This is a genomic window from Streptomyces sp. LS1784, from assembly GCF_020103755.1.
In the GTDB taxonomy this organism is placed as follows: domain Bacteria; phylum Actinomycetota; class Actinomycetes; order Streptomycetales; family Streptomycetaceae; genus Kitasatospora.
The window spans coordinates 1-6067 of the sequence record NZ_JAHSQD010000508.1 but is presented as its reverse complement, the minus strand read 5'-3'; the positions used below and the strand labels follow the sequence as shown (position 1 = coordinate 6067).

The following is a 6067-nucleotide window of genomic DNA, read 5'->3' as shown; positions in this document are numbered from 1 at the left end:
CCAGCCGCGGCAGTTCGCGTTCCAGCCCGGCCAGCGCGGCCAGCGCGAACGGCCACTGCTGGTAGAGCTGCCCGCCGTAGCGGTGCCGCCAGGCCCGGGCGGTGCGGACGAAGCCGCCCGGGCCGGCCAGCGCGGCGCCGCTGATCCCGCCGAGCGTCTTGTAGAAGGAGACGTAGACCGAGTCGGCCAGGCCGGCGACCTCCGGCAGCGGCCGGCCGAGGGCGACGGCGGACTCCCAGATCCGGGCGCCGTCCAGGTGCAGCGCCGCACCGTGCTCCTCGCGCACCACCGCGGCCAGCTCCACCAGCTCCGCCCAGCCGGGCAGCACGAACCCGGCGTCGCGCAGCGGCAGCTCCAGGCTCAGCGCGGCGTACGGCTCGTCCAGGGCGCGCAGTTCCTCGGCGGTGGGCTGGCGGGGCGCGGTGGTCGGCCAGAGGCTGCGCAGGCCGGACAGGACGGCGAGCACGTGCCGCTCGTGCCGGTCGGTGTGGGCCAGCGGGTGGGTGACCACGGTGCGCGGCCCCGCGGCCTCGGCGTGGATCCGCAGGGCGATCTGCTGGGCCATCGTGCCGGTCGGGAAGAAGGCCGCGTCCTCGGTGCCGAGCAACTCGGCGACCCGGCGCTCCAGGGTGCGGACCACGCCGTCGCCGTACTGGTCCGGGCGGCCGTCCAGGTCGGCGGCGCCGTGCGGACCGGGGGCGGCGCCCGGCAGCGGGCCGGCCAGGTCGGCGAGGCGTTCACGGATGCTCTGCGGCCGGACGCCGGACAGCAGTCGCTCGCAGCCGCGCAGGGCGGCGAAGCGGCGGTCCGGCAGGCTCGGGCGGTCACTGGCGTCGGGGTCTTCGCTCCTGTTGCCATACATGGCTCGATGGTCCCGCAGCGGGCCGGACCGGTCAGCGGTGCGGACGGAAAGCGGCCCGAGCCCGCAAACCCCGGCCGCGCGTGGTGCTGGTCACAGGCCTCCGGCCCGGTACGACCGGCGGTAGTAGCGGGGGCGGCGGAATCGGCGGGCGCCCCGAGCGGTCGTGGACGATCGGATCTCGTGATCGCTACTCCGCCGGTTTGAATCTCCGGCGCCACGCTGACTACACGCCGTAGTACGTCACCCCGTTTGGGACTCCGCTCGGTGACCGTTAAACCTGAGTGGTCCCCCGCTCAGCACGCGCCCGAACGGGCCCTCCGTGCTGCCCTCGTACGACCCGTGAGGTACGGCAAGCGATGTCCACCGTCCCGCCCGTGGGGCCGGCCCTGCGCCGGCTCACCGTCCTTGCGGCGGCCCAGGCCGCGGCCTGGCAGCCCAGGATCGGCCACGCCGTCCGCACCCACGTCACTCCGCTGCGCGCCCTCGGCTCGCCCCGGCACACCACCCTGCCCGGCAGCCGGCAGCGGGCCGAGCACGACCACGCGCTGGTGTCCGCCGGAAGCGTCGCCGCGCTGCTCGCCGGGGTGCTGCTGGTGGCCGCCCCGGGCACGGCCTCGGCGCAGACCGTGCGGCCCACCACGCCGGGCAGCTCGGCCTTCACCGTGCCGCAGGCGGAGGTGCCGAGCGCGGGGCTGGTCCAGGTGGCCGGCCCCAGCCCGTACAAGCTGCCCGACGACGGCGACTCGGCGCAGCAGTTCGTGGCAATGGCGGCCAACCTGCTGCCGCTCGAACCGCCGGCGCCGCAGCCGGAGCCCGCCGCCGGGCCGGCCCCCGAGCCCGGACCCGGACCGGCGCCGGTTCCCGGGTGGTCGGCGCCGGTGCCGAACGCACCGACCAGCAACCCGTACGGGAAGGCCGACCGCGGCTACGCGGCCGGCTACCACACCGGGGTGGACTTCGCGGTCTCCCCGGGCACACCGCTGCTGGCGGTCGGCGACGCGACCGTGGTGTCGGCCGGCTGGGACGGCGCGTACGGCAAGGAGGTCGTGCTGCGGCTGGCGGACGGGCACTTCGCGCAGTACGCCCACATGTCCTCGCTCGCCGTCTCGGCGGGCCGGCGGGTGTCGGCGGGCGAGCGGATCGGGCTGTCCGGGAGCACCGGCAACTCGACCGGCCCGCACCTGCACTTCGAGATCCGCACCAGCAACCGCTACGGCTCGGTGGTCAACCCGATCGCCTACCTCGCGGGGCACGGCGTCACGGACTTCTGAGCCGTCCGGCGCCCTCAGGTCCCGGCGGGGGCGGCAGCCGGGGCGGGGTGGCTGATCCCGGCGCCGATCTCCAGTGCGATGTCCCGGGCCGCCCCGATCGCCGCGTCCAGATCGGCGGTGGGCAGCTGCTCGCCCCACACGTTCCGGGCGTGACCGCAGTCCGCGTTGTCCTGCTTGAGCAGGAACAGCGACGAATGGACGGTGAACAGCGCCATCGCGGCCCGCAGCCGGTCGTGGAAGTCCGCTTCCGGCCCGTGCACCAGCTGCATCATGGTGATCATCCGGTCCCTGAAGGCCAGCCCGGCCGGGGACTCGCGCAGCGCGGGCTGGTTCTCGTGGAAGAAGCGCAGCAGCGGGGCCCGCTCGGCCATCCCGTCCGCGAAGCGGCGGATCAGCTCGTCGCGCATCTCCGGGCTCCAGGCCTGCTTGCGGCCCCACGCGATGGTCTCGTCGATCGGTGCGGCCATCCGCTCGACGATGCCCAGGACGATGTCGTCCTTGGTCTTGAAGTGGTAGTACAGCGCGGCCTTGGTGACGCCGAGGCGGTCGGCGATCTCGCGCAGCGAGGTCTGCTCGTAGCCCTGCTCGGCGAAGAGCTCCAGTGACACCTCGATGATGCGAGCCCGGGTGTCGCTGCGGGGGCTGTGCGGAGTGCCCATGGCCTGCCTCATGACTGCGTCGGTGTACTACGGACCCCGGGGTGGTGTCCGCCCCGGGCTCATTCTCCCTGCCCAGACGGCCGGCCGAGAAACTAGCTTGACGACCGGCTAGGAAACAACTTACCGTGCCGACGGTCGATAAACTAGCCGGGCGACAAGTAAGTGAGCCGCCGCACGGCACGACGCCCAGTCCGAACCACCCTCCGGGAGACCCCACCTCATGTCACAGTCCAAGCCCGCCGGCCCGGTACCGGAGGACAAGACGGCCGAGGAGGAGCAACCGCGGTCGCCGCGCGAGATCCGCCTCGTGATGGTCGGCCTGGTCGTCACCATGCTGCTGGCCATGCTCGACAACCTGATCGTCGGCACCGCGATGCCGACCATCGTCCACGACCTCGGCGGCGGCGAGCACCTGTCCTGGGTGGTCACCGCGTACACCCTGGCGACCGCCGCCTCCACCCCGGTCTGGGGCAAGCTCGGCGACATGTACGGCCGCAAGGGCACCTTCCTCACCTCGATCGTGATCTTCCTGGTGGGTTCGGCACTGTCCGGCCTGTCGCAGAACATGAACGAGCTGATCGGCTTCCGCGCCGTCCAGGGCCTGGGTGCCGGCGGTCTGATGGTCGGCGTCATGTCGATCATGGGCGCTCTCGTCCCGCCGCGCGACCGCGGAAAGTACCAGGGCATGTTCGCCGCGGTGATGGCCCTCGCCACCATCGGCGGCCCGCTGGCCGGCGGCTTCATCACCGACCACCTGAGCTGGCACTGGACCTTCTACATCAACCTGCCGCTCGGCGTGGTCGCGCTCGCCGTGGTCGTCGTCACCCTGAAGCTGCCGAAGGTCCGCAGCACCGCCCGGATCGACTATGCGGGCGTCGTGCTGCTCACCACCGGCATCACCTCGCTGGTGCTGATCACCACCTGGGGCGGCCAGCAGTACGCCTGGGGCTCCAAGGAGATCCTCGGCCTGGCCGCGCTCGCCGCCGCCTCGCTGATCGCCTTCTGCTACGTGGAGCAGCGGGCCCAGGAGCCGATGCTCCCGCTGAGCCTGTTCCGCAACCTGAACTTCACCCTGGTCTCGATCATCGGCTTCATCGTCGGCTTCGTGATGTTCGGCTCGACCGTCTTCCTGCCGCTCTACCAGCAGACGGTACAGGGCGCCTCGGCCACCAACTCCGGCCTGCTGCTGATGCCGATGATGTTCGGCATGCTGGTGATCTCGCTGGTGGTCGGCCAGGCCGTCACCAAGACCGGCAAGTACCGGATCTACCCGATCATCGGCACCCTCGTGATGACCGCCGGCCTGATCCTGCTCTCCACCATGGGCACCGAGACCAGCAGCTTCACCTCGGCCTGCTGGATGGTCGTGCTGGGCGCCGGCATGGGCTTCCTGATGCAGATCACCATGCTGGTCGCACAGAACAGCGTGGAGCTCAAGGACATGGGCGTGGCCAGCTCCACCGCCACTCTGTTCCGCACCATCGGCGGCTCCTTCGGTGTCGCGCTGTTCGGAGCCCTGTTCAACAACCGGGTGAAGGACACCATGAACGAGATGCTCGCCGGGAAGCCGCAGCCTCCGGGCGGGATGCAGGACCCGAGCCAGATGAGCCTGGACGATCTGCACAAGCTGCCCGACTACGTCCAGAACGCCTACAACCACGCGGTGTCCAACGGCGTGCACAGCATCTTCCTGTGGGGCGCCGGGATCGCCGTGATCGCGATCGCCGCGGCGGTGTTCCTGCGCGAGGTGCCGCTGCGCGGTACCGGCAAGGACGAGAAGCCGGCCGAGGCCTCGCTGGAGGCCGCGGCCGTCTGACGGTCCCGCCCCGTACGGCGCCCCCGGGAGGTTCGTCCTTCCGGGGGCGCCGTCGTTCACCGTCGTTCACTGGGGCAGGCGGTAGACGCCCTGCTCGACCGGCTCGACCAGGCCGTCCGCCACCAGGCCGTCCAGTGCCCGGGCCCGCTGCACCGCGTCCGGCCAGACCGCGTCCAGCCGGGCCTGCGGCACCGTCCCGTGCGCCTCGCGCAGCACCGCGAGCAGCTTCCCGCGCACCTGGCGGTCCGTCCCCTCGTAGGACTGACCGCGCCGGGCCGGGCCCTCGTACGGCGGGCGGCCGGCCCGCTGCCAGGCGCAGGCGGTGAACAGCGGGCACTCCCCGCACTCCGGGCCGCGCGCGGTGCAGACCAGCGCGCCCAGCTCCATCACGCCGACCGCCCAGGTGGCGGCCGTCTCGGCGTCGTCCGGCAGCAGCGCGGTGGCGGTGCGACGCTCGGCGGCGGTGGTGGCCTGGGCCGGGTACTCGACGCCGGTCACCGCACGGGCGAAGACCCGGCGGACGTTGGTGTCCAGCACGACGTGCCGCTGACGGAAGGCGAAGGAGGCGACGGCGGCGGCGGTGTACTCCCCCACCCCGGGCAGCGAGAGCAGGGTGGCGTGGTCGTCCGGGACCTCGCCGCCGTGCTCCTCGGTGATCGCCACCGCGGCCGCGTGCAGGCGCAGCGCCCGGCGCGGGTAGCCCAGCCGGCCCCACATCCGGACCGCCTCGCCCGGCGCGTCGGCGGCGAGGTCGGCCGGGGTCGGCCAGCGGGTGAGCCAGGCCTCCCAGGCGGGCAGCACCCGCTTGACCGGGGTCTGCTGGAGCATGAACTCGCTCACCATGACCGCCCAGGGCGTCGCGTCGGGGGCCCGCCAGGGCAGGTCCCGCTTGCTCGCCTCGTACCAGTCCAGGACGGTCGAGTGGAACAGCGGCAGGGGCATCGGCGGCCGGGAGGCGTCGGCGGCGGTGGTGGTGATGGCAGTCATGGCCCTTCGATCCTCCCACGCCCGCCGACCGTGCCGAAGTGGATCAGGCCACTCCGGATACCCCAGGGGGCCTCGCGAAAATCGTCCGATTGGGGCTCGCTCGAACGGATCAAATGGCGGATCATGTGAAGGAAGGGGCGACTGTGCGGTGTTGGTGAGTCAATCGCCACACACAGTCTCGTAGAGTTTGATCGTGCCTTCTCTGCGTCAACCCGTCGGACCACTGCCGGCCTCGATCTACTGGCGTCGGCGCATCGTCGTGCTCGTCGCCGTCGCGGCGGTGGTCGCCCTGATCGCCTGGCTGATGATCGATCAGGGCGGAGGCGGTGACGGCGGCTCACAGGGCAAGGCCGCGCAGGCCGTTCCGTCCCAGGACCAGACCCCGGCCCAGGCCATCACGCCCGGCGCCTCCCCGAGCGGCCCCGCGGCGCGCCCGGGCGGTGGCGGCACCGGGGGCGGCCCGGTGGCGGGC

The 6067-nt window shown here is 72.6% G+C and carries 5 protein-coding genes and 1 pseudogene; 3 read left to right on the top strand and 3 right to left on the bottom strand.

All coding sequences use genetic code 11. The features are described 5' to 3' along the window. Positions 1-862, bottom strand: an 862-nt coding sequence (locus KS423_RS36145) for a low specificity L-threonine aldolase (protein ID WP_224283977.1), incomplete at its 3' end; no start/stop codon positions are given. Positions 863-1218: 356 nt separating this feature from the next. Between KS423_RS36145 and KS423_RS36140 the strand changes: the two genes are divergently transcribed. Further along, positions 1219-2133 (top strand): M23 family metallopeptidase, encoded by a 915-nt coding sequence (locus tag KS423_RS36140; protein ID WP_224283976.1) that lies wholly within the window; start codon positions 1219-1221, stop codon positions 2131-2133. A 14-nt stretch (positions 2134-2147) separates the two neighbouring features. Here the strand turns inward: KS423_RS36140 and KS423_RS36135 are convergent, their stop codons facing one another. Next, the gene (locus KS423_RS36135) at positions 2148-2792 is read right to left on the bottom strand and encodes a TetR/AcrR family transcriptional regulator (RefSeq protein ID WP_224283975.1); all 645 of its coding nucleotides are present in this window, start codon (positions 2790-2792) and stop codon (positions 2148-2150) included. A gap of 220 nt (positions 2793-3012) precedes the next feature. On the opposite strand from KS423_RS36135, the gene KS423_RS36130 reads away from it, so the two are divergent. Further along, positions 3013-4608, top strand: coding sequence for an MDR family MFS transporter (locus tag KS423_RS36130; RefSeq protein WP_224283974.1), 1596 nt, complete (start codon positions 3013-3015; stop codon positions 4606-4608). Positions 4609-4674: 66 nt separating this feature from the next. Here the strand turns inward: KS423_RS36130 and KS423_RS36125 are convergent, their stop codons facing one another. Beyond that, complete coding sequence (locus KS423_RS36125; RefSeq protein WP_224283978.1) at positions 4675-5550, bottom strand: A/G-specific adenine glycosylase; 876 nt, start codon at positions 5548-5550, stop codon at positions 4675-4677. Positions 5551-5788: 238 nt separating this feature from the next. On the opposite strand from KS423_RS36125, the pseudogene KS423_RS36120 reads away from it, so the two are divergent. Further along, a pseudogene (locus tag KS423_RS36120) lies at positions 5789-6067 on the top strand (hypothetical protein); the annotation flags it as partial.